This is a genomic window from Hymenobacter sp. 102 (genome assembly GCF_049949205.1).
Classification (GTDB): domain Bacteria; phylum Bacteroidota; class Bacteroidia; order Cytophagales; family Hymenobacteraceae; genus Hymenobacter.
The window spans coordinates 162,202-185,556 of sequence record NZ_CP188173.1 but is presented as its reverse complement, the minus strand read 5'-3'; the positions used below and the strand labels follow the sequence as shown (position 1 = coordinate 185,556).

The window sequence follows — 23,355 nt, the reverse complement described above, 5'->3', positions numbered from 1 at the left end:
ATTCACCAAGTGGTTCAAGCGATGGAAGACGAAAAAGGATTACGGAAAATCATGGAGTTTATGCGCCTGCTGGCCATCGGCCTAGTGGCCGTAAACATCTACTACTACTGCTTCGGCTACTTCCGCGCTCTGGGCTGGACGACGGGCGTGGTGGAGCACCTGCTGGAAAGCTTTACGCGCAATACATTTCTGTTCAAAGCCAGCTGGGTGAGCAAGAGCCTGGCCGTGGTACTGCTGCTGCTCAGCTGCCTTGGCACGCGGGGGCGGGCTAGTCAGGAACTCAAAGGCCGGACGGTAGCCGGTTCCGCCGCGCTGGGGCTCCTGCTGCTATTCGGGTCGGATATGGTGCGCGGGCTGACGCTGGGGGCGGGGATGACGACGGTGCTTTACGCCGGACTGCTGACGGTTGGCTTTCTGCTCTTGTTGAGCGCCGGGGCGTGGCTGAGCCGGCTGTTCAACAACGACTTGCTGAAGGACATCTTCAACAAGGAAAACGAGAGCTTCCCGCAGGAGGAGCGGCTGATGGAAAACGACTACTCGGTGAATCTGCGCACCGAGTACTGGCTGCGCGGCAAGAAGCACCGCGGCTGGCTGAACGTGGTGAATCCGTTCCGGGCCACGATGGTACTGGGCACGCCCGGCTCGGGCAAGAGCTTTGCCATCATCAACGAGTTTATCCGGCAGCACTTAGCCAAGGGCTTCTGCATGTACATCTACGACTACAAGTTTGACGACCTGAGCCGCATCTGCTACAACACGCTGCTGCGCCACCAGGACAAGTTTGACCGGCCGGTGGGCTTCTACGTCATTAACTTCGATAACCCGCGCAAAAGCCACCGCTGCAACCCGCTGCTGCCCGAGTTGATGACCGACATCGTGGACGCCTACGAAAGCGCGTCGACTATCATGCTGAACCTGAACAAGAGCTGGATTCAGAAGCAGGGCGACTTTTTCGTAGAATCGCCCATCAACTTCGTGGCGGCCATCATCTGGTTTTTGAAGCTGTTCGAGAAGGGCAAGTACTGCACCTTCCCCCACGTCATCGAGTTTCTGAGCCGCGACTACGAGGAGATTTTCCCGGTGCTGGCCTCCTACCCGGAAATTGAGAACCTGGTCAAGCCGTTCGTGTCGGCGTTTCAGAAGGACGCCATCGAGCAGCTGGAAGGACAGATTGCCTCGGCCCGGATTCCGCTGAGCCGGCTGGCGTCGCCCCAGCTCTACTGGGTGATGTCGGGCAACGACTTTACGCTCGATATCAACAGCAACGAGGAGCCCAAGGTGTTGTGCGTGGGCAACAACCCCGAGCGGCAGGCCATCTACGGCGCCGCGCTAGGCCTCTACAACGCCCGGCTGGTGAAGCTGGTCAACCAGAAGGGCAAGCGCAAATCCTCGCTAATCATCGACGAGCTGCCCACCATCTACTTCAAGGGGCTGGATAACCTCATTGCCACGGCCCGCAGCAATAAGGTGAGCACCTGCCTGGGCTTCCAGGACTTCTCGCAGCTGGAGCGCGACTACGGGCAGAAGGAGGCCGAGGTCATCAAGAACACGGTGGGCAACGTGTTCAGTGGGCAGGTGTCGGGTAATAGCGGGAAATGGCTAAGCGAGCGGTTCGGCAAGATTCTGCAGCGGCGCCAGAGCCTGAGCATCAATATGCGTGAGACGAGCACCAGCCTTTCCACGCAGATGGACAGCATGATTCCAGCTAGTACCATTGCCAACCTCACCCAGGGTAATTTCGTGGGAGCGGTAGCCGACAACTTCGGCGAGGAAATCGACCAGAAGGTGTTTCACGCCCGCATCCAGGTAGACGTGAAGGCCGTAGCGGCGGAAGCCAGCGGCTACCAGCCCATCCCTGATATTACCAGCTTCATCAATCCGACTACGGGCAAGGACGAGGCCGAGGAGATGATTAAGGCCAACTTCAACCGGGTGAAAACGGACGTGAAAGAGCTATGCGCCCGCGAACTGACCCGCATCAAGCAGGACCCAGCATTGCGCCATCTGATTAAGGAAAAGGCCGAGCAGTAGGATCATTCATAGTGCGGTGGTGGGCCTGCCTGAGGATGCCGTTCGTGTACCCAGCCGGCACCTTACCCCCCAATTCCGACCACTCGTCAAGTTTCTGCTCCGCGCCTAGTGGTGGCTGATAGGTTTGCACAAGTCGAATTCCGGGCTGCCCGGCCCCGTGCTAAGCGGTCAGGGTGGCTTTTTCCTTCCTCTATTCCACTTTCCAATGGCTGAGCAAGATGACGAGATGACCCCAGCGTCGGTGCCCCAGATAAAGTCCGGCGACGCAAACGAATCTTTGACTACGGGGCAGGCGCAAACCCCGCCGCAACCCGTACCCCAGGCCGAGGAGGTGGCCCTACCTCCAGGCGTTGCGCCGGCCGGGGATAAAGCTCCTGCGGCGTTGACACCCGATGAGCAGCCGAGCAAGGCCCCGCAGGCGCAGACCACAGCGGTATGGGAGGGGCAGGAGGCCCCCACTGCCGACCCTGCTACCGATGCAATGGCTACAGCGCCCGTGGGCGAATTGCGCATCACCTGGCAGCAGAAGGGCGATGAGGTAGCCCCGTTGCTGGAAATGCGCGCTTACCTCGACCAACTGCGGGAAGCCGGCGTGGCCGTGGGAGCGCTGCAGTTCGAGCGTAACCCGGCGGGCAAACTCACGGGGGGCTTTGCGGTCAGCTACGACCCCGAATCCAACAAGCTGGGTCAGCTGGAGGCGACATTACAGGGCTTCCGGCAGATAGGGAATGGCGTGGGCGTGGTGGAAAAGCCGGAGCAGGCGGCCGCCCGCCGGCAGGAGGCGGGCTACGATGACGGCTACGAGCCCCCGCGCAGCAAGCAGGTGCGGCAGGCCTTCGGCGCCGGGCAGTGGGACGCACTGAGCGCCCAGCTCGCGGCCGTGCCCAAGCACGCGCTAACCGTTCCGGAGCAGGGGCAGCAGGCCGCAGCCGAGCAGCGCGTGCAGCAGCTGGCCCAGCAGCAGGGCAAAACCACCGAGCAGGTGCTGCGCGACGGGAAAAGCATTTTTGACATTGACACCAGCGGCAACCCGGCGTCAGCCTTTCTGAAGAACTTCTATGCCCATCTGAATGGCGGCCCCAAAACCCGGCAGCACCTGGAAGTGGACTATGAGCAAACCCGCCAGGATTTGCAGGCGCGCCTGCTTCGTAAGGCAGGGACTGCCCAGGCGGAAGTGATGCCCGACCAGGCGCCAGCTGCCCTAGGTGCCCACGCAGTGGCCGTCGCCGACGCCGGCAAGCCGGCTCCGGCCGAGGTGGTAGCCCCGCCGGCCCCCAGTGCCCCGCCATTCCAGGCCAGCGACGTGCCGCAGCAGGTGCTGGCTTCGCTGGGCCTGACCCTGCAAATGCTGGAGCAGAGCGGGCAGCTGGAAAAGCTGCTGAGCGGGCGGCAAACTGACTTGCTGGCCATGCAGGTGACGGGCCGGCCGGACCAGGACCCCATTGGGTTTGCGGGGAAGATGGTGCTGCACCGCGAAGCCGACGGCACGGCTACCCTGAAAATGGAGTTGCCTCAGGCCCGGCTGGTGATTCCCAATGAGATTGGAGGAATGCCCTTCACGCCCGAGCAGCGGCAACGACTGGAAGCCGAGGGCAACGCCGGCCTGCTGCGCGGCCTCAAGGACGAGCAGGGCCGCACCTACAACGGTTACGTAGCCGTGGACAAGGCCATGAACAAGGTGGTGATTCTGCCCGAGGACAAGGTGACGCTGCACGATACTATTGCCGGCGTCAAGCTCACGCCCGAGCAGAGCCACGACCTGCGCGAGGGCAAAGTCGTGGCCCTGGCCGGCATGGCCAGCGGCGACGGTGGCCGGCAATTCGACGGCACCGTGCAGGTAAATGCTGCTAAGGCCTGCATCGAGGTGCGCCCCGCCTCGCACGAGCTAATCCAGCGCCAGGCGCCGCAGGTGCAGCAAACGGTACCGGGTGCTACCAAGATGGTGGTGGCCACGCCGGCCAAGGAGCAAACGACGCAGGTGAAAACCCGGGGTCCGCGCCACTAAGCGGGCCAACTGCTTCCACGCCATCATCTATTCACCCCAAGCCCGGAAGCTCTTTTCCGGGCTTCTTTTTTCTGGGCTGCCCCCGGTCTAACCCATCCCCAAGCCATGGAACACGAGCTGACTTTTCAAAAAATCAAGGAGCAGGTGGAGTTGCCCGAACTGCTGAGTCATTTTGGCTACACCCTGAAAAAAGGCGAGCACCTGGGGCGGGGCAAGTGGCATGTATTCGAGGGCGACGATACCCTGGTCGTGTTTAAGGGCCGGGGCGGCGACTGGATGTATTTCAACGCCCAGGATGACCGCGACAAGGGCAGCATCATCGACTGGATGAAGAACCGGGTAAGCTCGGGACGTATTGCCGGCATTACCCAGGCGCCGGGTCGTACTCTGTGGCAGGCAGTCAACGACCACTTCCGCGCCTACCTGAGCCTGCCCGAGCCGCAGCGGCCCCGGCTCGATTTGCCGCCCATCGCCGAAACCGCGCCCGGCGAGAAGTTCCACAGCATCTTCACCAAGGACTGCCGGCCGCTGGAAGACACCACCTACCTCGAAGGGCGGGGCATCAGTCAGGCTACGCTGCGGCACCCGCAGTTCGTCGGGCGCATACTCAACCACCGGCACACCGTGCAGCGGGCTGGTCTGCCGCCCAAGACCTTCGTCAACACGGCCTTCCCGGCCTACCACGAAGGGCGGGTGGTAGGGCTGGAGCTGAAAGGCGAAGGCTTCAAGGGGCAGGCGCCGGAAAGCCAGTTTTCCCGCTCATTGTGGCTGAGCCGGCTGCCCGAGGGCCGGCCGGCGGCGGTGCTTATAGTCAGCGAGTCGGCTCTGGATACGCTGTCCTACGCGCAGCTGCACCCCCAGGAAAGCGCCCTCTACGCTTCCACCGCCGGCACGCTCACCCAGAATAAGATTTTCGAGCTGCAGCGGCTGCTGCGCGAGGAGCAGATTCCGGCCATCCGGGCTGCCTTTGATAATGACACCCAGGGGCACCATTTCGACACGCGGCTCTTGGCGGGCCTGGCCAGCGACCAGAATCCGATGAAAGTGGTGCGCGAGCATGAGCACCAGCTGACCGTCGAAATCATGGCGCCCCAGCCGGCCGGCGTGCAGGCATTGAGCCGCCGGTTGCAGGCGTACAACGAGCAGACGAGTCAGCAGTTCAGCCAGGCTAATGGAGCCCCCGGTACGCCGGCCACGAGCCCGACCCTGCGCGATGAGCTGATACACTCCCAGAAGCTGGGCGCCCACACCTACCAGTTTCACCTGCCCATGAGCCCGGGGGCGCTGCACGCCTTCAATCAGGCGGCCAGCCAGACGCTGGCCTTCGAGCACCGGGTGGAACTCGTGAAAAGCCAGGGCAAGGACTGGAACCAGGATCTAAAGCAGGACCAGTTGCAGCAGGTGGTGCGGCGCGAGCTGGGTGACGTGGACGAGGACCAGTACGGCTTCGGCCAGCAGCACTGGGACAACCCGGAAATAAGCGGCAGCGGGAATATTGCCCAGCTGCACCAAGCCCAGGCCGAGGCCCGGACCCAAGGGGAGCGGCTGCTAGTGGTAGAGCTGCGCGAAAGCCGGGACGAAACGGCGCTGCTACCCACCCTGCGCGAGAATCTGGAGCGCATCGGCCTGCACATCGACCACGCCATCCGGCAGCCGTCCGGCGTAGCCCGCGAAATACTAACGGAACTGACCTTGCGCTACCCCGTCCAATCACCCCAGTTGCCGGCCATCAGCGACGCAGTGGATGCGCTCCGGCAGAATCCACGGGTCACGGTGGTAGAATCCGGGCAGGACGCGGTGGAGCGTCGGCAGCTAGCCGCCGCCCGGGAGCAGGAGCGCCAAGCTGGCCCGCCATTGCGGCCCAGTGACTCCCCCGCCCGTGACCAAGCCCGTCAGGACTTTATCGAGGCGGCGCGGCAGCTAGTCCGCGAGCTGCGCGTGTGCGCCGCCGGCTTGGAGGCCGCCCGACTGCAGGAAGTCAGCAAGCAGTTGCTGACCCGGCCGGCGCTGACGGGTATTAACCAAGAGAATGTCGCAAGGGTTCTGGCAGTGGTGGATACGCTGGGCACGCTGAAAACCAGCCCCGCCGTATTGCAGTTGCGCCAAGCGGCGCAGCTGCTGCAAGCGTCCAAGCCCCCAACTCCGGAAAACCGTCCCCGGACCAGCCCCCGGTGGTAGGGGTTGCCAGGTGCCATGCGTCGAGAAGTTTACTAGCTAATGAGGGAGGCTAGTATCAGAAGCATTGACTGCTATCCGGCAATCTTCAATTTCCCGCTGCCGCATCCGGAAGCGTAGCCACCCGGTGAGCAGCACAACGCCGGCAGCCCCAACCGCCCAGTAGCCCAACGAACCCGCGCGCACCGGATGGAGTTGAATCAAGGCCAGACCGAAGCCCAGCATAGCCAGGCTGGTACGTACATAAGTGAGAAACGTGCGCTCGTTGGCCATGCGGGTGCGGGCCGCGGCCAGGCCCTGCTGGTCGTAATTGGGTGGTAACGGGGAAAGTTCAGGCATGCGGGAGCAGTATAGCGAAAGCCCGGGCTACCCCGGGCATTACACCACTACGAACGTCGCGTGCGGATGAACGACCATGGGCCGGTGCTGGGTTAGATAGGCCCGCATAACGGCTACCACGTGCTGCCCGGTTTTGCGGCGGTTACGGCCAACCTGATGCGGTACGCCCTGGGAGGTGATATACGCGGCCGTATAAGTCCGTTCCGGGTCCAGGGGCTGGTCTTTGATAAACACCGTTTGCAAGCGGCTGCCCTTGGGGTTCTCGGCTTTGAAGTACGCTTTCAGGCCCAGCGCCCGCTTCACGTAGCCGCCCATCTGGTGCAGCGGGTCCTGGCTATAGGTGCTCTCCAGGTTCTTCTCCAGCATCTGGCGCAACTCCGCGCCGGTGAGCTCGACCGTTTCAATCTCCGAGTCCATCGGCACCAGATCGTAGAGGTCGTTGAGCTGCACCGGGCCGGGAGGTATGGGCGCCCCGTAGCGCCAGCCGTTGGAGAAGTACAGGTCGGCGGGCACCAGCGCCCGGATGCTGGCCAACAGAAAATCGTCGGCCGGGCATTCCACCGACGTGCCCCGGTGCAGCCCGGTAGCGGTGACGCCCACCACCTCGCGCAGGCTGGCATAGGGCAGCAGGGCCGCGTCGATGCGCGCCTACAGAGCCGGGTCGGGCGTCAGGTCCGCGCTGACTTCCCGCAACTCATGGTCGTGGGCGGTGACGCGACCGTTTTCCACGGTGAGCGTGAGGCGGCCGACAAAGGAGCCGTGGGCCCCGGACTGCATAACCAGACAGTCGCCCGCGCGGAAGGGTTCGTAGAGGCGGTTGTGGGTGTGGCTGCTCAGGCACACGTCCACGCCGGGGTGCGCCTGCAGCAGGGCTACGTCCTGCGGGAAGCCGCAGTGGGAAAGCAATACTACCAGGTCGGCGCGCTCTGGGCCGCGCAGTTCGGCCACGTAGCGGGGCAGCTCCGCCGTGCCATCGGTGAAGCGCAGGCCCTCACCGAAATGGGCCGGCATGGTTTTGTCGACGATGGGGCAGGCCAGGCCGATGACGCCCACGCGCAGGCCAGCCGTTTCGTAGACCTGATACTGCGGATACACCAATTCGCCCGAGGCTTTCTCATACACATTGGCGGCCAGCAGGGGGTAATTCAGCTGCTTAACCAACTGGCGCAGCCGGTTTGGTCCATAGGCAAAATCCCAGTGGGCCGTCATACCGGCCACGCTCAACTCGTTGAGGATGGGCACCAGAATCTCGCCCTGGGTATCCACCACCGGCCGGGTGCCGTGAAACGTGTCGCCCCCGTCGAAAAGCAGATTTTCTGGGTATTGCTGGCGCCACTGCTGCAGCAGGGTGGCAATGCGGGCGTAGCCCCCACAAGGACGGTACTCGGGGCCGGTGGGCCCGTAAAACAGCTCTTGGTGCAGGTTCAGGTAGCCATGCACGTCGTTAAGCTGGAAGAAGGAGAGGGTGGTGCCCATAGTGAATTGCAAGGCTAAAAATCTTCCAGCATGCCGCCTGCATCCTCGTACACGATGGGCTCTGGAAACTGGATTCCGTGGTGGTCAGTTAGATATTGCCGGCTCAACAACTTAACCAAGTACTGCGCTTCGGATAATGGCATCGGATTGGCAGGCGGTTGGTTGTTGCTAGGGCCGTGACGCGCTAGCAAGCCCGAAGCGCCGAAGTTGTCCGCTGTGCGGGTGAACAGTTTGTACTTGGCGTTGGAAATGCCCGCCGTCTGTAGAAGACCGTCAAAGTCACTTTCATAATGGCGCAGCGTATCCACAATGGCGTAGAGCGTGCGTAAGTCCAGTTCCTGGCCCAGTTGGGTCAATAGCGTAAGCACATCGGGCTCCGTGCGGGCAAGCAGCAAGGCTTGGCTCATCGGGCCGCTGCTGTAAACCGGATGCACTGGCTCAGCCAGCACAGTGGCCGTGTAAGGATGCTTACTTGGCTCATCCGGCGTTTCGGAGTCGAGCCCTTTATCAGCCCATAAATCATACAGATTATAAAGCACCGGACGTGCTGACCCAAAAGGTGAATTGGGAGATAAAGAGGCCAGTACGTAAATGCCATGGAACATATCAAGCAACTGCCGGGCCCTTCCCCAAACCTGCGCTGGCTCACTTAATTCGTCCAGATGAGCAGATGTGAAAAAGAACTGAGGAGCACCGCTGTCGTACTCCTCGTTCATAAATGCCAGATCTGGACTAGGGTTGTGTGCAGATAAGTCAAAGAGTAGTGGATGCGAGTAGCCCCGAATGGCAAAGCGGTAGTGGTAACCTTTCATAAGGTAGGTGTAGCAAGGCCAGTGTTAGCCTGATTAGAGTTAACTAGGCCATACGGCTCTGCCGTGGGCACGTTCAGGCAACAACCTGGCTCTATGCGGTTATAGGCAGCAACCAGAAAGATTACGCTTTGCCGGCCAGAAGGTACCCGAAAACCCGGCAATTACATCTTCCAGCCGCTGGGCGTGAAAGGCATCATGCCCGTGGCCTTCCAGGTAGGAGTCGATGCAGTAGACGGGAACCGGGGCCGTTTTCACGCGCAGCGTAGTAAGGGCCGGAACAGGTAGGAGCTTAGCGGCCGAACCAGACGCGTACTACTCAGGTGAAAGGTTGAAGCGGGCCGGGCGCAACTGCCGGTGAAGGCGTCTACGCTATCCGGCGCGGGCAGGCAGTACATGCGGCGGCGAATGACGAGAGAGGAAAGTACTGTTAGCCCTCCGATGGCAGCCAGGGCGGCCCCCAGGCCCAGCGTATCGGCCAGTATGCCCGTAAGCAAGGCGCCGATGGCGTAGCCCACGTCCCGCCAGAGGCGGAAGATGCCTACGCTGTGGGCCCGCTGGGCCAGGGGGGCATACTCGGCAATAGCTGCCAGAAAGGTGGGATATACCAAGGCCGTACCGGCCCCTAGCAGGCCTGCCAGCAGTAGAAACACCGGGTAAGAAGAAGTAAACAGCATAGCCAGCAGCACTGCCCCCTGCAGCAGCATGCCCCAGAAGAGCAGGTCTTTTTTGCAGAGCCGGTCGGCCAACGGGCCGGTCACCAGCTGGCCCAGCCCCCACACGGCCGGGTACACGGCGGCCACGGTACCAATCTGGGTGAGGGTAAAGCCTTTGCTGGCTAGTAGCAGTGGCAGCAAACCCCAGACCATGCCGTCGTTGAGGTTGTTGACCAGCCCGGCCTGCGTGACGGAGCCCAGGTTGGGGTGGCGCCACGTTACATCCCAGAAAGAGAGGGGCGGCCCAGCTGAGCTGCCGGCCGGAGCCTGAGCCGCTTCCAGGGCCACGTGGTGGCGCGTATCGCGTACCAGCAGGGAGCCCAGCAAGCCCAGCACAGCCAGGACGATGCCCAGATAAAAGGGATAAGGCCGCAGGCCGTACTCGGTGGCCAGCCAGCCCGAGGCAAACGCCGTAGCGGCCACGGCCAGATAGCCGGCCGACTCGTTCAGGCCCATGGCCAGCCCGCGCTGCTTGGAGCCCACCAGGTCAATCTTCATCACCACGGTGCTCGACCAGGCCAGGCCCTGATTCAGGCCCAGCAACACGTTGGCGAAAATCACCCAGCCCCAGGAAGGGGCCCAGAGTAGCAGCAGAGGCACGGGCAGGCCAATGAGCCAACCAATAACCAGCAGGTTTCGGCGCCCCACCGTATTGGCCCAGGCCCCGGCGTAGTAGTTGGCCACGGCTTTCTTAAGCCCAAACACCACGATGAAGGAGAGAATGGCCGAGCGGGCTTCTAAGTGGAATTCCTGCTCCGCCAGCCGGGGCAGAATCGTGCGCTCCAGCCCCACCATGCCCCCCACAAAGGCATTCACCAGGACCAGCAGGCTGAACTGGTGCCAGTTTTCACGCAGACCCAGACGCGGAGTAGTCATGGCTAGTAGCTAATGGGGGAGGAAGTATAGGAAACGTAGTTGTTTAGGGGTGCACGATAGCCCAGCCCTGGGCCTGGCGAATGATCAGCTCGCCGTTGCCGGTGGGCACGTAGCTGATAAAGTGAAACAGCTCGTCCTTGCTGATCTTGCGCTCTTTCATCGTGTTCAGGCACTGGGCCAGCAACACGCCCTGCTGTTGGAGGGCTTTTAGATCCGCCTCGTAGGGCTGGGCTTTGCGGAACACGTCCGTACCGCCGCCGTAGGCCACCAACTCCATCTGCAGCTTGCCCTTGAGGCGCGGATCTTCCAGCGCGTTTTTCATGTTGCGCAGGGTCTGCTTGATGAGCTTGGGGTCGTCACTGTCCAGCTGGTACACCACTTTGTACTCCGCTTTGTCCGCCACAGCACCTGTGAATTCGGCGGCTGGTTTACCGGCGGCCGGGGTCTGGGCCTGGGTGGTGGTAAGGCTGGCCAGCAGCAGGGCAGAGGCCGCAAGAAAGCGGAGAGGAGCATTCATGGCGAAGGGGAAAGGGTTAAAAATCGTAGTTGAGAATCAGATTCACCAGGTGCATGTCTACCTTGTTGACTTCGTAGCGGGCCTCGCCGTAGGTGTTGCCCAGGCGGCCCTTGTACACGTAGAGCAGCTGCCCGCGCAGTCCCTTGGCCCAGCCCGGGAAAGCATAGGTCAGGGAAGCGTTCAGCTGGCGATACGAGGGCATGCCGTACTTGTTGAGGGGGGTGTTTTTTACGTCCGGCAGGTAGTAGTGGCCGTAGCCAGCTTCCGCTTTCAGGCCCGGCACCCGGGCAAAGGAGTAGCCTCCCAGCACGGCCGCCGCGTCCACGCCCCCGAAGCCTTCTTCCCGCTCGCGGGGCAGAAACGTGTAGAACGGCTCGCGCCCCCACTCCCGCGGAAACAGGAAGCGACCGGTGCGGGTGATGCGGGTGTAGTTGCCGCTCATGCTCCAGGCCCCGCGCTGGTAGCCCAGGCGGGTGCTCAGGGCGTGGGCCTGCCGGCCCGGGGCGCTGTAGGCCAGCTGCGGATTCGGGTTGCCGCCAGAGCCCACCGTGCGCTGGTAATGATACTGCGCGCCCAGCGTGAGCTGGCCCGTGCCCAGGGCCCGGCCGGCGGTCAGCTCCGCAAAGCTGGCGTTGAACAGGTTATCGGCGTAGTAGTTCCAGGCTTGGGCCGTGGTGCGCGCCCCGAGCTGCCGGCTGACGCCCGCAATCCCCACCCCCCGGCTGCGCAGGTTGCCCGCGTACAGAGCCCGCTGGCCGGCCTCCGTCACGCCCGCCGGGTACAGGCCCACGGAGCCGCCTACTGAGGTCCAGTCGGTGGTGGAGCGCACGGCCAGCCCGGTCAGCCAGCCCGCGGAGAGGGTGGTGCGGGGCAGTTCTTTCACTTCTAGCCACAGCCCCTCGGCGTAGTTCGGGCTCAGGCGGCCGTCCTGGGGGTTGAGCAGCGGGGTAGTGAGCAACTGCCGGCCTAACGTGAGGGTGGACTGCCGCCAGCGGTAGCGCAGAAACAGCTCCTCCGCCCGCCCGGTGAGCCGGCGCCGGCCGGGGTTCGTCACGTCAAACAACCCCACCTCGTAGCGGCTCACGGCGCCCGTCAGCGAATCCGGCGTCGCCAGGTCACTGGAGGCCAGATTGGCCCAGAAAAAGCCGCCTATGCCGACTTGCAACCCGTGGAAAGAGACCGTTTCAAAGCGGGCCCCGGCCCCCAGGCCACTGGCGTAGTAATCGGGGTAAGAGCCCTGGTTCAGGGTGGCCATCGAGTAGCTACGCACCCGCCCGTGCCAGCGCCCCCGGCGGAAAGCCTCCGGCAGGGAGCGGGCCCGCACCGTATCCGGCGCTGCCGGGGCCGGGTAGGGCGGCAACTGCGTGCGCCCCGTTACCGGCCGGGTTAGGGCCGGCTCGGCGTGTTGCGCCCAGGCCGCCGCTGGCAGCAGCAGGCTGGCCACCAGCAGACGAAGGATACGTGGCATGGCAGACTTACTTGGCCTTGGCCAGTTGCGGGTGAGCATCTTCGATGGGCTGGTAGGGCCCGTATTTGTGCTGGCGCTCCGAAAAGGAGTCGGTATAGGGCCCGAATGGATGGTCGACGGGCTTTTGGCTGATGTCGGGCCAGTCCCGGGGTGTATTCAGGTGCGGCCGGGGCTGGGAGTTGACGAAGGCGGCTACGTCCCAGGCCTGCGCGTCGGTGAGCTGGGGGTGGTCGAAAGCGGCCCCGAAGGGCATGGCGGCCTTCACGTACTTGGCCAGATTGGTGACGCGGTACAGGCCCGCGCCATCGTTGTAGCTGTGCTTGCCCCAGAGCGGCGGGTACTGGTACTCGCGCCCGTCGGCCAGCGGCTTGCCTTCCCCGTTGGGGCCGTGGCAGCTCTGGCATTTGGCGGCAAATACCGCCTTGCCCACTATTGGGTCGGCGGAGCGCGGCAGGTAGGCCAGCTTCGTGAAGCCGGTGCCGTACACCTTTTTCCCTTTGGGAATGTCATGGCCCAGCCAGTTGATGTAGGCCACGATGGCGCGCATCTCCCGGCTGCTGTCGGCCAGGGCCCGGCCGTTGAGGCTGCGCTCCAGACAGTCGTTTACCCGCATTTCAGTCGTGACCAGCGTGCCCGAGCGGGCCCGCATCTTCGGGTAAGTGGCGGCCACGGCCAGGTAGTTGTTGGCAAAGCCCTTGGTGCCCGCATCCAGATGACAGTTCTGGCAGTTCAGGCCGTTGGTCAGGTGCGCCACCGAGCCCTGCGGCCCCAGGTAGCGGGCGGTGTGGGCAATCAGGTCGCGGCCGTAGCGGATATGCCGGCCGGCGGCCGTGCGCGGAAGGGTCGCCGTGTCGGGGGCGGCCGTGGCCGGGCGATGGTAGCTGCCGGAAGGGGGCGGCCCCTCGTTGGCTTCGGCCACCGGGGCCGGTGGGGGCGGGCTGGCCGGGCCGTACAGCTGGGTCAGTACCACCACCACGACCAACACCAGCGCAGACGTCAGCAGCAGCAGGATGCGCACCAGCCGGGACAGCCGGGCAACGGAATCAGACGGGGTTTCCATGGCAGCGTAGCGAAGGCGGGCACCGGTGCCCGGTAGTTAGTGAGGCAGCTTTTCGCGCAGGGCGCTGTAGGTCCAGGTGCCGGCCAGGGCCGCGAGTATCAGCACGGCCGCGCCGGCCACGCCGCTGCCCAACTGGGCGAACATCGGGCCGGGGCAGGCGCCGGTTAGGGCCCAGCCCAGGCCGAAAATGGTGCCCCCAATCCAGGTGCCGTGGTTGTACTTCTTGTCGGCCAGGGTGATTTCCTCGCCGTTGATGGTCTTGAGGCGGTTGCGCTTGATGAGCTGAATGGAAATCAGGCCGACTACAATGGCTGAGCCGATGATGCCGTACATGTGGAAGCTCTGGAAGCGGAACATCTCCTGGATGCGCCACCAGCTCACCACTTCGCTTTTCGTGAGGATAATGCCGAACAGTACGCCCAGCACCAGGTATTTCAGGTTTTTCATGTCAGGTAATAGAAGAGGGAATTAGGAGCGCGTGGCCAGCATGCGCACAATATTGGCCGGCCCGGAGTGGAAGCTGCCCTCGTGCAGAACGACGCCCAGCTCGTGGTTTTCCCGTACCGTGAGCCCAGCGAAATCGGCGGCCAGGGTGTCGGGGTCGTAGAGCAGTTCGGCCGATTGGGGGCCGCCGGAGGGCAAGCCCAACTGGCGGGGACTGAAGGCTTCCAGAATCAGGTGCCCTCCGGATGCCAGGCTTTGGGCCGCGGCCGCGTGCACGGCCCAGCGGGCCACGGGCGGTAGATGGGCATAGATCAGGCCGATGGCATCGTAGCCGCCGGGCTGCTGCCAGCGCAGGCTGGTCACATCGGCCACCTGGTAGTCCAGGTGCACACCCTGGGCTACGGCCAGGCGTTGGGCCTTGGCCCGGGCCTCGTCGCTGAAGTCCATCGCCGTTACCTGCCACCCGCGCCGGGCGGCGTACACGGCGTTGCGGCCTTCGCCTTCGGCCAGTAGCAGCAGGCGGCCAGGCGGCAGCTTATCCAGCTGCTGGCGGAAGTACGTATTGGGCTCGGTGCCGTAGGCATATGCCTCGCTTTCGTAGCGGGCATCCCAGTACTCGGCGGCCGCGGATTGGGAAGCAGCGTTCATGGCGGGTGGGGTAGCAGTACTGGGCTAAAACATCATTGGGTAAAACACCCACGTCATGAGCAAACCGCCCACGAAGAAGCCAATGACGGCCACCAGCGACACCCACTGCAGGTTGGACAGGCCCGAAATGGCGTGGCCCGAGGTGCAGCCCCCGGCGTAGCGGGTGCCGAAACCGACCAGGAAACCGCCCAGCACGAGGAATACCCAACCTTTCCAGTTCGCGAGGTTCTCCAGAGCAAACAGCTCCTTGGGTAGCAGCCCTGAAAAGTCGGTCAGGTGCATCTGCGCTTTCAGGTCGCGCACGGTTTCCGGGGAAATGGCAATCGTATCGGCGTGGCCCATGAGCTGGTAGCCGATAAAGCCGCCGACGCCGATGCCCAGCACAAAAAATATGTTCCAGAGTTCGGCCCGCCAGTTGTAGGTCAGGAAGGGAATGCCGGCGGGCACGCAGGCGGCACACACGTGGCGCAGCGAGGAGCTGATGCCCAGGGCTTTGTTGCCGATAAGCAGCAGGGCGGGTACCGTCAGCCCGATGAGCGGGCCGGCCACGTACCAGGGCCAGGGCTGGCGAAGTAATTCAAGCATGAAGTCAGAAGGTCAGGAGTATAGACATCCGGCCCGCCCGCCGCAGCGGCCGGCCGGAATTCTTGCTAAACAGGAAGGGAAAATGGATGCGGGTTAGCGAACCAGCTTTTCGGGCCAGTCCAGCACGCCACCCAGCAGGTTCGACACGTGCGCAAAGCCGCTTTTGGTCAGCTGCCCGGCGGCGTTAGCCGAGCGGGCGCCGCTGCGGCAGTACACGTAGGTGGGCTTGGTTTTATCCAGCGCCGCCACGCGCTGGGCGAAGTCGGGCGCGGTGACGTCGATGTTCACGGCCCCGGGCAGGTGGCCACCGGCAAACTCGTCGGGGCGGCGTACGTCCAGCAGCACCGCGCCGGGCTGGCGCAGGGCCGCGGAGAATTGAGCAGGGGTGAGGTTTTTATAGGCGGGGGCAGCGCCTTGAAAGAAATTCAGCATGGCCAAGAGGGAAAGAAGCAAAGTGAGCGAAGGCATAGGATAAGGCCGTCAGGCAACCGGAGAGCCCGCCTGCAGGGCGGCTCCCCGGTCGGCCGTTAGGAATTAGTGCTGGGCGGAGGCGGACTGGAAAGACTTGACGGCCTCGCTCAGGTCGAGCACTTCCGTACCGGGCAGGGCATCGGCCACGATGCTGGAGCCCGCGGCCGAGCGGTAGCCGCCGGCGCAGTGCACTACCACGGGCTTATCGGTGGGGATTTCCTGGGCCCGCTCCCGCAGCTCGGGCAGCGGAATGTTGAGCGCGTCCGCAAAAATGGGCTCGTCGCGGTGCTCGGTGGCATTGCGGATGTCCACAATAGTGTACTGCTCGGGATGCTGGCGGAACTGCTCCACATCCAGCTTTGGTAGCGTCGCCTCAGAAGATGGCGAGCCGACCAATGCCCCCTTGATCAGGGCCTCGTAGCCGATTTTGGCCGTTTTCCGGATCAGGTCTTCCAGGGTCGCCTCGTCGGCGGCCACCAGGTAGAACGGCTCTTCCGGCCCCACGATGGAACCCAGCCAGGTTTCGAACTTGCCGCCCTGCTGGATATTAATGGCGCCGTCCATGTGGCCCTGCTTGAACTCTGCTTCGGGTCGGGTATCAACTAGGATGGTACCGGCTTCCAGAGCCGTGCCGGCAGCCAGGCGGTTCACTTTCTGCACGCTCGGCTTGTAATCGGGCGCACCGGCTTTGTTCAGGGCCACGTCGTAGCCGAAGTATTTCGGGATGAAGGGCTGGTCAGCGAGCAGCTCTTTCACGAACTCCTCTTCACTCATCTCCCGCAGCATGGGGTTGCCGAATTTCTCGTCGGCGATGGTGCTGCTGTTGGCGCCGCTCAGGGCCTTGCCGCAGAGGCTGCCCGCGCCGTGGGCGGGATAGACCAGCACCTCACCGGCCAGGGGCATCAGCTTGTCGCGCAGGGAGTGGTACATCTGCCGGGCCAGTTCCTCGCGCTTGGCCGTCATGTTGCCGGCTTTCTCGCGCAGGTCAGGCCGGCCCACGTCCCCAATGAACAGCGTGTCGCCGGTAAACACGGCTTCGTCCTGGCCCTCGCGGCTCACTACGATGCTGATGGAGTCGGGCGAGTGGCCCGGCGTGTTCAGGGCGCGGAAGGTCAGTTTGCCCACCGTGAAGGACTGGCCTTCATCGAAAGCTTCGTGGGTATAATCAGCTCCCAGCAGCTTGCTCACGCGGATGGTGGCTCCGGTGGTCTGGGCTATTTCCAGGTGGCTGCTCACAAAGTCAGCATGGGGGTGGGTTTCGATGACGCTGACGATTTTCGCGTCGTGGGCCTCGGCGTAGTCGTAGTAGGGCTGCGGGTCGCGGGCGGGGTCGATGAGCACGATTTCGCGGGCGCACTCGCTGAGAATGGCGTAGGAGAAATGGGCCAGGCCCTTGTCTTCAAACTGTTCGATTTTCATGGTTGGAAGCGGTTAGCAGGTGAGTGGATGGGGGAAACGCGCTGAAGCAGCAAACGGGAAGTAGCTGGTTAAGGGTCAGATGATTAGTGCGAAAACACCAGTTCGCGCAGCAGAATGAACGTGCCCATAGCCAGGGTAAACCAGCCGAAGGCCGGCTTGAGCTTAGCCCCCGGGATAAAGCGGGCCAGGTAGGTGCCCAGCACGATGCCCGCTAAGGCAAAGGCCAGGAAGCCGAGCAGGAACGTCCAGGCAATGGGAGTGCCGGCGCTCAAATCCCCCGTAAAGCCGATGAGTGAGTTCAGGGCAATGATGGCCAGCGAGGTGCCCACGGCCAGCTTCATCGGTAGGCGGGCGCCCAGCACCAGGGCCGGAATAATTAGGAAACCGCCGCCGGCCCCCACGAAGCCCGTGAGCGTGCCCACCACCAGGCCAATGCCCAGAATCAGCGGGTAATTAAAGGCGTGCTTGTGGTGCAGCTCTTCGTCGAGCACTTCCTCGGCCTGCTTGCTGCGGATCATCGACGTAGCGGCCACGACCATGAGCACGGCAAAGGCCACCAGCACCAGCAGGTCCTTGGTGAAGACAATGCTGCCCAGGGTAAAGAGCTCGTGCGGGATGGCGGGCATCAGCAGCTTGCGCACGGCAAACACGGCCAGCAGCGAGGGAATCAAAAAGACGATGGCCGTCTTCAATGACACGAGTCCCTTGCGGAAATAGCCCGAGGCGCCCACTACGGAGGTGGAGCCTACTACGAAGAGCGAGTAAGCCGTGCTCAGCACCGGGCTCACGCCCATCAGGTACACCAGTACCGGCACGGTGAGGATGGAGCCGCCCCCGCCCATAATGCCCAGGGAAAGACCGATGAATATAGCCGCGAAGTAGCCGACAATGTGCAACATGGATGAACGGGTGAACGTATGTATTTATGAAAAGTTGTTCATGCGTTTTGGCAAAAAAAAGGCCGGTCCCCTTACAGGAACGTGCAGCCAGCCAAGCACTGAATCACGTCGACCACTTCGCGCATCTTCAGTGCGTAGAAGATGTTTTTGCCGTCGCGGTGGCTGCTCAGAATACCTTTCAGCTTCATGCCCGTCAGGTGGTGGGAAAGCAGCGACTGCTCCACATTCAGCTTTTCGCTGATGTCCGTGACGGAAAGGCTTTCCTGACTGGCCAGCAGCTGCACGATGGCAATGCGAGTGGGATGGGCCGTGGTCTTGAGAATGAAGGCCACCTTCTCCATCTTCTCGGTGGTCAGGTTCAGATCGGCGGAGGTGGTGGTCGGTGTCATAAGGTGCTGCAAATGTATGATCATTTGTTCATGTATACAAGTAGGTGTCGCTATAAGTTCACAACAAATAATTATTTCTGGCTGATGTAGTGATACACGGCCGGCTGGCCTTTGTTACGGCTGCTGGTCTAGGCGCTTGATCATGGCCTTCATCTCCGCAATTTCCCGCTTTTGGGTGGTGATGATACCATCGGCCAGCTTGCGCACTTCCGGGTCTTTAATAGTGGCCCGCTCGCTGGTGAGGATGGCAATAGAGTGATGCGGAATCATGGCTTTCATCCAGCGGGTGTCGTCTACGAAGGTCTGTGTGCGCACCAGCACCAGTGCGCCGACAAACAGCGTCAGGTTGACGCCCATGATAAGCCCGTTGCGCGTCTTGTTGGGGTACATCATGGGCATCATGAGTAGCATCACCACGGCCATGGCCGTTACCATGAGCACTGTCATGAGGTGGTCTAGGCAAGACGGACAGAAGAAGGACGTATATTTCTTCTGTGATGACAGCCAAAAAGAACGGGGCGTCGCCCGACAAACGGCGTAAATACGACGAGGCGTTTAAGACCGAGGCCCTGCGCCTGGCCAGCGAGAGCCGCAGCACCCAAGCGGCGGCGCGGCAGTTGGGCATCAGCCCCAAGCTGCTCTACCGCTGGCAGCAGGCGCAGCTCGTGGCCGAAGTGGGCAGTGAGGAAGTGGCGCGCGACCCGGAAGTGCGCGCCCTGCGGGCCCGACTGAAACGGGCCGAGCAGGAGCTCGACATTTTAAAAAAAGCCTTGGTCATCTTCGGCCAGCCGACCCGGTGAGCACCTACCAGCACATCGCCCAACGCCGGGCCCACGTACCCGTGCGCCAGCTTTGCCAGGTGCTGCGCGTGGCCCCGGCCGCCTACTATGCGTGGCAGCGCCGCCGGCAGCAGCCGGTGGTCGAGCCGGCCTGGCAACTGGCCGTGCGCGAGGTATTTGCGCACCACAACCAACGCTACGGCACCCGCCGGCTGCGGGCGGAGGTACAGGCGCAAGGCCACGCGGTGGGCCGCTGGCGCATCCGCCGCGTGCTAAAGGCGCACGGCTTGTGGGCCCAGCAGCCGCGCTCGTTTGTGCCCCGCACCACCGACTCGGACCCGGCCGTGCGCGCGGCGCCTAACCGCTTGCTCGGCCAGCCGGCCCCACCGCCCCGAACCGGGTCTGGGTGGGCGACATCACCTACCTGCCCCGCCAGGGCGGCGGCTGGCTCTACCTGGCCGTCTGGCTCGACCGCTGCTCGCGCAAAATCGTGGGCTGGGACGTACGCGACACCATGCCGGAGGACCTAGTCAGCGAGGCGCTCCGTCGCGCCCTGGTCGTGCGCCGCCCCCCGGCCGGGCTGGTCGTGCACTCCGACCAGGGCAGCCAGTACACGGCCACCCGCTTCAAGGACTTACTGGCCCGCCACGGGGCCGTGCAAAGCATGAGCCGGCGCGGCAATTGCTACGATAACGCCCACGCCGAGTCCTTTTGGAGCCGCTTCAAAGCCGAACTGCTCGACGGCGGCAGTTTCCCCGGCCTGGCCGAAGCCAAGCTCGAAATCAGCCACCACATCGCCTACTACAACGCCGAACGACGCCATTCCGCCCTCGGCTACCAAGCTCCCAACCATTTCGAACTCCACCTTCAAACAACGTCCCAACTCTGTCCAGCTTAGCTAGACCACCTCAGTCATGTAGAAGCGGGTGAGGCTGAAATACACGTGGTCGAGCTCGTAGGTGTTGAGGTACATGACCACATACATCACGACAAAGGACACGGCCAGCGTGAGCAAAAACTTGCGGTAGTGGCCTTGAGCGGGCATGGTAGAGGATTCCATAAGCATTGGAAGACAGAGGGTGAATAGCCTACACCGACAGGTAGGGACAGTACCGTCAGTTTAGCCAGCCAACGAAGGGCAGGTCCTAGTAGTTGTGCCGCTGCCGGGCTGTGGTACGGTTCTGGCAGCATGTCGCTGCTTATCGCCACTACCTGCCTGGCCCCGCCCTTGGTAACTTCTTGAGCAGATTAGCTGGTGCAACTACGCGGGCTTAGCCGTGCCTTTGAAGTTCAGCAAGTGCCCGCTGCTGAGAATTTCTACGCACCTTTGCACCTGCTACCGTTGTCTATGTCTCGTTTGCTGACCCATTTGCTGTTGCTGCTCTATGCGGGTGTTTACCTGCATTGCCAGCCGCTGCCTGCCCGGGTCCCCGCAACGACCACTGGGCTGGGTAGTCCGCAGGAACAGTCCCAAACTGGCCTGTGCAAAAAGAAGCTGCAGACGGTGCAGGCCGATCCGCAGGCCGACCACGCACCAGTAGTAAAAGCCAAGCTGCTGCCGCTGGATCTGGCGCTGAGTGGTGATTTCCCGGCCCTGTATTTCGGGCTGCTGTTCCCGGCCGACGAGCCGACCCTGAATCCCGCCCGTGGCCCGAATGCCGGCCCCGAGCACTCGTTTGCCAACCACCCCAACAAGGCTCCGCCCGTTCGCTTTTCTTAGGAAAACGCGTAGTGGAGCCGGGTATGTACCCGGTTAATTGCCCCTTTTGTGGGGGCGATAACCGGGTTTTTTATGCCCCGACCAGCCCGCCGCCTTGTGCGGCCGCCTTAACCCTGGTTATCGGGTAATCCCGCCTTTTCCTGAGAGCCCCAGCAAATCTGCCTAGTAACTGGCTGGCTACGCCCCTGTGCGCCCGGCCCGGATTTCTGTCCTGACTTCTCTCAGCCCATGTTTTTCCCTTTCGTACCTCCTGTCCGGCGGCTGCCGGCAGGTAGTGCCTGGCTACTCGTCGCCCTGCTGTTGACGGGTCCAGTCAGCCAGGCACAACAGCGCCCGGTTCATCCGGCCGCCGGCCGGCCGCTTTCCCTGAACGAAGCCCTGGATCTGGCCCGCACCCAGGCCCCGCACCTGCAGGCCAAAGCCTACCAGGTGCAGGCCGCCGAGGCCGATATTGCCCAGACCAAAACCCAGCGCCTGCCCTCCGTGCGCTTGAGCGGGCAGGTGAGCTACGGCTCCACCAACGCCGTGGCCGGCACCATGCTACCCGTGGGCACTATCATTCCCAGCAGCGGCTCGCTAAGCGGGGTCAACTCCTACAACGTCGTGTTCGGTAGCATGGGTACGGCCCTCATGGAGTGGAGCCCGGTCACCTTTGGGCAGTACCCGGCCCAGCGGGCCCGCGCCGAAGCGGCCCGCGACTACGCCCAGGCCGACGCCGACAACGAGCTGTTCACCCAGCAGCTGCGCGTGGCCCAGACCTACCTCGACTTGCTGGCTACGCAAAGCCTGCGCCAGGTGCGCGAGCAGGATGTGCACCGGGTATCCATACTCAAAAAGACCATTACCCGGCTGGCGCTGCATGGTCTGCGCCCCGGCGTGGACAGCACCCTGGCCCGCGCGGCCGAAGCCCAGTCGAAGCTGGCGCTGGTAAGTGCCCAGGAACAGGAAGCCGACCGCCAGGCCCGGCTTTCCACCCTGCTGGGCCAGCCCGGTGCTACCTGGCAGCCCGATACGCTCTACAACCGAACCCTGCCGCCCGCGCTGGTGCCGCCCACGGCCACGCACCCCACGCTGGACCTGCAGCAGCGGGCTGTGGACCTGGGCAAAGCCCGCGAAACGGTGATTCGCCGTCAGTACCGCCCCCGGCTTTCCCTGCTGGGTGCCACCTGGGGCCGGGGCTCCGGGCTAAGCTACAACGGCACCACCGACTACGGGCTGGGCGGGGCCGCACCCACCCGCTTGAACTACGCCGTGGGTGTGGGCGTGGTGTTCGACCTGCTTGACTGGCCCCGCTTGCAGGCCCAGGCCCAGGCCGAAAACCTGCGCACCCAGGGCCTGCAAGCGGAATATCGCCAGCAGCAGCTGGAACTTAGCAACCAGGCTACCCTGGCTGAGCAGCGCCTGCAGTTGGCCGCCGAGCGCGCCCGCCAAGCCCCGCTGCAGCTCGCCGCTGCCCGCCAGGCGTACCGCCAGAAGCTGGCTCTCTACAACTCGGGCCTCGCCACCGTGGTCGACGTGACGCAGGCCCTCTACGGGCTGCAGCAGGCCGAGCAGGACCAGGTGCTCACGGCCAACGCCGCCTGGCAGGCCGTGCTGCTGCAAACCGCCGCCGCCGGCGACTTCTCCTTCTTTTTCACCCCCGTAACGCCCTAGCCGCATGTACGAACTTATCCGGTCGGCCCTGCAGCGGCCTCTCACCGTGGTGGTGGCCATGCTGGCCATCCTCTTTTTCGCCTTCGCCGCCGTGCGCGACATTGCCGTGGACATCTTCCCCAGCATGGACGTGCCGGCCATCTACGTAGCCGAGCCCTACGGCGGCCTCTCGCCCGAGCAGCTCGACGGCTTCATGGCCAACCAGTTTCAGAACAACTTCCTGTTCGTGTCCGGGGTCAAGAAGATTGAAACCAAGAGCATTCAGGGCCTGACGCTCATCAAGCTCTCCTTTTACCCCGGCACCGACATGGCCCAGGCCGCCGCCGAGGTGGCCACCCAGGTGTCGCGGGCCACGGCGTTTATGCCGCTCGGTACCTTGCCCCCGCAGGTGGTGCGCTTCGATGCCAGCTCGCTGCCGGTGGGCCAGCTCGTGCTGGAAAGCGAGAAAAGCTCCCTGACCCAGCTCCAGGATCTGGCCGCCAGCCGCATCCGGCCCATGTTTACCACCATTCCGGGCGTCACGTCCACGGCCCCGTTCGGCGGCAACATCCGCACCATCGTGGTAAAGGCCGACCCGGCCAAGCTGCGCGGTTACCAGCTCACGCCCGACGACGTGGTGAAGGCCATCGTCAGCAGCAACCAGCCCTCGGCGGCCGGCAATGTGAAGATGGGCGACGTGGCCTACATGGCCCCGGTGAACTCGCTGATTGAACACCCCGCCGACTTCCTGGACGTGCCCCTGCGCACTGGTTCCGGCCCGGGCGTGTACCTGCGCGACGTGGCCACGGTGGAAGACGCCGCCGACGTGACGACGGGCTACGCCGTCATCAAGGGGTCCTCACAGAAAACGGAATAAATAGCACGTTAAGGAATTTC

General features: G+C 63.3%; 25 protein-coding genes and 1 pseudogene. 9 read left to right on the top strand and 17 right to left on the bottom strand.

The features are described from left to right. Positions 1-21 precede the first annotated feature (21 nt). The 3 genes from mobC to ACN19L_RS23485 all read left to right on the top strand — a co-directional run bounded on the left by mobC (position 22) and on the right by ACN19L_RS23485 (position 6,214). On the top strand, positions 22-2,031 hold the full coding sequence (mobC, locus tag ACN19L_RS23495; protein ID WP_426491338.1) for a conjugal transfer protein MobC: 2,010 nt from the start codon (positions 22-24) through the stop codon (positions 2,029-2,031). Positions 2,032-2,236: 205 nt separating this feature from the next. Further along, positions 2,237-4,036: a DUF3945 domain-containing protein gene (locus tag ACN19L_RS23490; RefSeq protein WP_426491337.1), complete on the top strand. Its 1,800-nt coding sequence runs from the start codon at positions 2,237-2,239 to the stop codon at positions 4,034-4,036. Between the two features lie 105 nt (positions 4,037-4,141). Next, positions 4,142-6,214, top strand: coding sequence for a toprim domain-containing protein (locus ACN19L_RS23485; RefSeq protein ID WP_426491336.1), 2,073 nt, complete (start codon positions 4,142-4,144; stop codon positions 6,212-6,214). A gap of 36 nt (positions 6,215-6,250) precedes the next feature. Here the strand turns inward: ACN19L_RS23485 and ACN19L_RS23480 are convergent, their stop codons facing one another. From ACN19L_RS23480 to ACN19L_RS23405, 16 genes are all read right to left on the bottom strand, one after another. Further along, entirely contained in the window at positions 6,251-6,550 is a 300-nt protein-coding gene (locus ACN19L_RS23480; protein ID WP_426491335.1) for a YidH family protein, read from the bottom strand. A 39-nt stretch (positions 6,551-6,589) separates the two neighbouring features. Then, positions 6,590-7,150, bottom strand: coding sequence for a 5'-nucleotidase C-terminal domain-containing protein (locus ACN19L_RS23475; RefSeq protein WP_426491334.1), 561 nt, complete (start codon positions 7,148-7,150; stop codon positions 6,590-6,592). A 48-nt stretch (positions 7,151-7,198) separates the two neighbouring features. Continuing rightward, positions 7,199-8,026: a metallophosphoesterase gene (locus ACN19L_RS23470; protein WP_426491333.1), complete on the bottom strand. Its 828-nt coding sequence runs from the start codon at positions 8,024-8,026 to the stop codon at positions 7,199-7,201. A 14-nt stretch (positions 8,027-8,040) separates the two neighbouring features. Next, positions 8,041-8,838: a hypothetical protein gene (locus ACN19L_RS23465; protein ID WP_135435236.1), complete on the bottom strand. Its 798-nt coding sequence runs from the start codon at positions 8,836-8,838 to the stop codon at positions 8,041-8,043. A 251-nt stretch (positions 8,839-9,089) separates the two neighbouring features. Then, positions 9,090-10,427: an MFS transporter gene (locus ACN19L_RS23460; protein WP_426491332.1), complete on the bottom strand. Its 1,338-nt coding sequence runs from the start codon at positions 10,425-10,427 to the stop codon at positions 9,090-9,092. Between the two features lie 43 nt (positions 10,428-10,470). Continuing rightward, entirely contained in the window at positions 10,471-10,944 is a 474-nt protein-coding gene (locus tag ACN19L_RS23455) for a DsrE family protein (protein WP_426491331.1), read from the bottom strand. 16 nt (positions 10,945-10,960) lie between these two features. Next, complete coding sequence (locus ACN19L_RS23450; protein WP_426491330.1) at positions 10,961-12,412, bottom strand: OprD family outer membrane porin; 1,452 nt, start codon at positions 12,410-12,412, stop codon at positions 10,961-10,963. Between the two features lie 7 nt (positions 12,413-12,419). Continuing rightward, positions 12,420-13,472 (bottom strand): c-type cytochrome, encoded by a 1,053-nt coding sequence (locus ACN19L_RS23445; protein WP_426491329.1) that lies wholly within the window; start codon positions 13,470-13,472, stop codon positions 12,420-12,422. Positions 13,473-13,508: 36 nt separating this feature from the next. After that, a complete protein-coding gene (locus ACN19L_RS23440; protein ID WP_183405339.1) occupies positions 13,509-13,919 on the bottom strand; it encodes a DUF6691 family protein in 411 nt (136 codons plus the stop codon). A gap of 21 nt (positions 13,920-13,940) precedes the next feature. Next, on the bottom strand, positions 13,941-14,564 hold the full coding sequence (locus ACN19L_RS23435; RefSeq protein WP_426491328.1) for a class I SAM-dependent methyltransferase: 624 nt from the start codon (positions 14,562-14,564) through the stop codon (positions 13,941-13,943). A 24-nt stretch (positions 14,565-14,588) separates the two neighbouring features. Next, positions 14,589-15,149 carry a YeeE/YedE family protein gene (locus ACN19L_RS23430; protein ID WP_426491327.1) on the bottom strand — a complete coding sequence of 187 codons (561 nt, stop codon included), beginning with the start codon at positions 15,147-15,149 and terminating at the stop codon, positions 14,589-14,591. Positions 15,150-15,242: 93 nt separating this feature from the next. Further along, positions 15,243-15,581: a rhodanese-like domain-containing protein gene (locus tag ACN19L_RS23425; RefSeq protein ID WP_426491326.1), complete on the bottom strand. Its 339-nt coding sequence runs from the start codon at positions 15,579-15,581 to the stop codon at positions 15,243-15,245. A 102-nt stretch (positions 15,582-15,683) separates the two neighbouring features. Further along, complete coding sequence (locus tag ACN19L_RS23420) at positions 15,684-17,039, bottom strand: MBL fold metallo-hydrolase (protein WP_426491325.1); 1,356 nt, start codon at positions 17,037-17,039, stop codon at positions 15,684-15,686. A gap of 83 nt (positions 17,040-17,122) precedes the next feature. Then, complete coding sequence (locus ACN19L_RS23415; RefSeq protein ID WP_426491324.1) at positions 17,123-17,938, bottom strand: sulfite exporter TauE/SafE family protein; 816 nt, start codon at positions 17,936-17,938, stop codon at positions 17,123-17,125. Positions 17,939-18,009: 71 nt separating this feature from the next. Then, positions 18,010-18,327, bottom strand: a complete 318-nt coding sequence (locus tag ACN19L_RS23410) for an ArsR/SmtB family transcription factor (RefSeq protein WP_426491323.1) — start codon at positions 18,325-18,327, stop codon at positions 18,010-18,012. Positions 18,328-18,441: 114 nt separating this feature from the next. Continuing rightward, positions 18,442-18,774, bottom strand: a complete 333-nt coding sequence (locus tag ACN19L_RS23405; RefSeq protein WP_426491322.1) for a DUF305 domain-containing protein — start codon at positions 18,772-18,774, stop codon at positions 18,442-18,444. A 50-nt stretch (positions 18,775-18,824) separates the two neighbouring features. On the opposite strand from ACN19L_RS23405, the gene ACN19L_RS23400 reads away from it, so the two are divergent. The 3 genes from ACN19L_RS23400 to ACN19L_RS23390 are packed head-to-tail and all read left to right on the top strand — an operon-like array spanning position 18,825 to position 20,004. Then, positions 18,825-19,127, top strand: a complete 303-nt coding sequence (locus ACN19L_RS23400) for a transposase (protein WP_223831499.1) — start codon at positions 18,825-18,827, stop codon at positions 19,125-19,127. After that, on the top strand, positions 19,124-19,636 hold the full coding sequence (locus ACN19L_RS23395) for an IS3 family transposase (protein ID WP_426491321.1): 513 nt from the start codon (positions 19,124-19,126) through the stop codon (positions 19,634-19,636). Before ACN19L_RS23400 ends, ACN19L_RS23395 begins: the two co-directional genes overlap by 4 nt. After that, positions 19,522-20,004 carry an IS3 family transposase gene (locus ACN19L_RS23390; RefSeq protein WP_426493612.1) on the top strand — a complete coding sequence of 161 codons (483 nt, stop codon included), beginning with the start codon at positions 19,522-19,524 and terminating at the stop codon, positions 20,002-20,004. The genes ACN19L_RS23395 and ACN19L_RS23390 overlap by 115 nt, the downstream gene beginning before the upstream one ends. Before the next feature lie 12 nt (positions 20,005-20,016). On the opposite strand, the pseudogene ACN19L_RS23385 reads toward ACN19L_RS23390, so the two are convergent. Further along, positions 20,017-20,166 (bottom strand): annotated as a pseudogene (locus ACN19L_RS23385) (DUF305 domain-containing protein); the annotation flags it as partial. Between the two features lie 288 nt (positions 20,167-20,454). Here ACN19L_RS23385 and ACN19L_RS23380 point away from each other — a divergent pair. From ACN19L_RS23380 to ACN19L_RS23370, 3 genes are all read left to right on the top strand, one after another. After that, on the top strand, positions 20,455-20,826 hold the full coding sequence (locus ACN19L_RS23380) for a hypothetical protein (protein ID WP_426491319.1): 372 nt from the start codon (positions 20,455-20,457) through the stop codon (positions 20,824-20,826). A 228-nt stretch (positions 20,827-21,054) separates the two neighbouring features. Then, the gene (locus ACN19L_RS23375) at positions 21,055-22,479 is read left to right on the top strand and encodes a TolC family protein (RefSeq protein WP_426491318.1); all 1,425 of its coding nucleotides are present in this window, start codon (positions 21,055-21,057) and stop codon (positions 22,477-22,479) included. Between the two features lie 4 nt (positions 22,480-22,483). Next, positions 22,484-23,335 carry an efflux RND transporter permease subunit gene (locus tag ACN19L_RS23370; RefSeq protein ID WP_426491317.1) on the top strand — a complete coding sequence of 284 codons (852 nt, stop codon included), beginning with the start codon at positions 22,484-22,486 and terminating at the stop codon, positions 23,333-23,335. Positions 23,336-23,355 lie beyond the last annotated feature (20 nt).